The organism is Pseudanabaena sp. SR411, assembly GCF_002251945.1.
Classification (GTDB): Bacteria; Cyanobacteriota; Cyanobacteriia; order Pseudanabaenales; family Pseudanabaenaceae; genus Pseudanabaena.
This window is the reverse complement of the sequence record NZ_NDHW01000095.1, coordinates 1-2,164: the sequence shown is the minus strand read 5'-3', so window position 1 is coordinate 2,164 and position 2,164 is coordinate 1. Positions and strand designations below refer to the sequence as shown.

Here is a 2,164-nt window from a genome sequence, read left to right as displayed (position 1 = left end):
GTTGATGTCGATTGAACTGCTTCTGCCAATCTTTGAGATCTAACGGCTTGTTCAGAAGCGCTTCGTTTTGGTTCATTTTTTTACTGTCTTTTTATTTCATATTTTACCATGCCTTACAGCGGGAAGGGAGTAGTTAATCAAAACGGAGTAGATCTGATCTCATCAGTCGCTGAAAGGTTTCAGGTATCAAAGGATGCTGCGAGAGTAAGGTTGACACAGTTAAAGCTTTTAGGCACAGAAAATAGTCACCCCCGCCTTTTTTAAAGAAATTGTTAAGAAGTATTGAAATTTTTTTTGTTTCTATGATACGCTAATAAGCATATTAGCTAATCAGCTACTTAGATATCCTTAAGAGGTAAAAAATGCCAAGCTCCCATGAAATCAAGTGCATCAACAAGTCTGATCGCATGAACCCACACGAACGTATTACTGCCATCGGTGGTGTGAATCCAAACGGCACGGCATGGAAACTAACTCAAGAAGAGGCAATAGCTGGAATTGAGAAAGGAAACTGGAAATTCTTTGTGAAAGCCCAGAATCGTAGTGTGGATGTGGTTGTTGCAGTGAGTCGTTTTAGACACAAGTACCTCAAGACTGTTGCTGACGATGAGCAACCCAATAACTTGTTGTCGCTGTACGAATGCCGATACTAATCAGATAGCAGAAACTAGCTACCCCTCTTATGGATTCGTACATTTTGCATCTACTAGAGGGGTGATTTTTGCTTGATTAGGATGGCATAATTTTTGTAAGAACTATCTTGACTAACTTTGTTCTTTTAAGTACTAAGTACTCTGCCACTGTATTCAGCATTAAGGTTGCGGACTTTACAACTTCCTATAGCGATCGCAATCATAAGCTTACCCCTCCACCATCAGGGAAATAGTGCGATCGCCTAAACCCTCAAATCACCAATATAAGACCCAATTTGTTTAAGTCCCTGCAAAACCTGAACACGTTCCGTTGTGTTTTCGAGTAATCGATACGTATGCGATCACTTATTAATCACGACTCACAGTAATTGCGATCACTATAATCACTTAACTTAAAGCTAACTATAATAGTCAAGTAACTTGATCGCATAAAATCTATGGCAGTTCGACAAAGACGTTATAGCAAAGAAGAAATATCCAAGCGTGGACAAGCACTCTACGAATCGCAAATCAAGCAACAAGTAGAAACTGATAACTACGGTAAGATAATAGCGATCGACATTGAAACTGGAGCATATGCGATCGCTGACACAGTACTACTTGCTACCAATCAATTATTTGAGCAATATCCTACTGCCCAACCTTGGCTAATCCGTATCGGTCATCGTGCAGTTTATCACTTTGGTGCAAGGAGCCTAGCCCAAAAGTCATGATACTGGGAAATGTTAGCTTGAGATGTGAAGCGATGCTTCCACTAGTTGTCGATAGTGCCAATGGACAACAACAGGTTATTGATGCAGTCATAGATACAGGATTTAATGGATTCTTGACCTTGCCATCAGAAATCATCGCTAAACTTGATTTATCTTGGAATGGTTCAGATACTGTTACATTGGGGGATGGGAGTGAGACTCTATTTGATATCTATTCCGCAAGAATCATATGGGACGGACAATTCCGTGAGGTTGATATTGCTGAATCAGAAACAGAGCCTTTGATTGGCATGGGTTTGCTCTATGGATACAAATTACAAATAGAAGTAATTGAAAGAGGATTAGTTACAATTGTTGCATTAGCTTGATAAAGCGATCGCCTAGAAATCACGGCTGACAATATTAGCGATCGCCTAAACCCTCAAATCACCAATATTAAGACCCAATTTGTTTAAGTCCCTGCAAAACCTGAACACGTTCCGTTATGTTTTCGAGTAATCGATACGTATGCGATCGGGTACATTTTGGTAGTGATCGCACTTCAAAACAGCGAAAGTTTTTAATTTGTACTTGTTGAATATGCATTTTGATTTTTCTATTAAAGCTCAAGAAAAGCGGCTGGTGCGATGATTTCGATACCTCGAAAGGGATGTAAAACTAATAAATCGCGATCGCCTGTGATCAAACCCACATTCCGCTCTTATTTTACTGAAAAAAATATTTAGAAAGCAAATCCTTATACAGCAAGTATTTTGGGCTTTAATCCCAAAAGAATCACTATTTTAACAATTTAAATAA

3 protein-coding genes are annotated in these 2,164 nt (G+C 39.1%); all 3 read left to right on the top strand.

Translation table 11 applies throughout. The features are described 5' to 3' along the window. Nucleotides 1-362 precede the first annotated feature (362 nt). Entirely contained in the window at nt 363-653 is a 291-nt protein-coding gene (locus B9G53_RS09565; protein WP_094531562.1) for a DUF3892 domain-containing protein, read from the top strand. A gap of 437 nt (nt 654-1,090) precedes the next feature. Next, entirely contained in the window at nt 1,091-1,366 is a 276-nt protein-coding gene (locus B9G53_RS09560) for a hypothetical protein (protein ID WP_094531560.1), read from the top strand. Beyond that, nucleotides 1,363-1,734: a clan AA aspartic protease gene (locus B9G53_RS09555; protein WP_094531558.1), complete on the top strand. Its 372-nt coding sequence runs from the start codon at nt 1,363-1,365 to the stop codon at nt 1,732-1,734. The genes B9G53_RS09560 and B9G53_RS09555 overlap by 4 nt, the downstream gene beginning before the upstream one ends. Nucleotides 1,735-2,164 lie beyond the last annotated feature (430 nt).

What these genes read in the sequence shown, in the direction of transcription:
- B9G53_RS09560 (WP_094531560.1), top strand. Translation starts at nt 1,091, where the DNA reads ATGGCAGTTCGACAAAGACGTTATAGCAAAGAAGAAATATCCAAGCGT.
- B9G53_RS09565 (WP_094531562.1), top strand. Translation starts at nt 363, where the DNA reads ATGCCAAGCTCCCATGAAATCAAGTGCATCAACAAGTCTGATCGCATG.
- B9G53_RS09555 (WP_094531558.1), top strand. Translation starts at nt 1,363, where the DNA reads ATGATACTGGGAAATGTTAGCTTGAGATGTGAAGCGATGCTTCCACTA.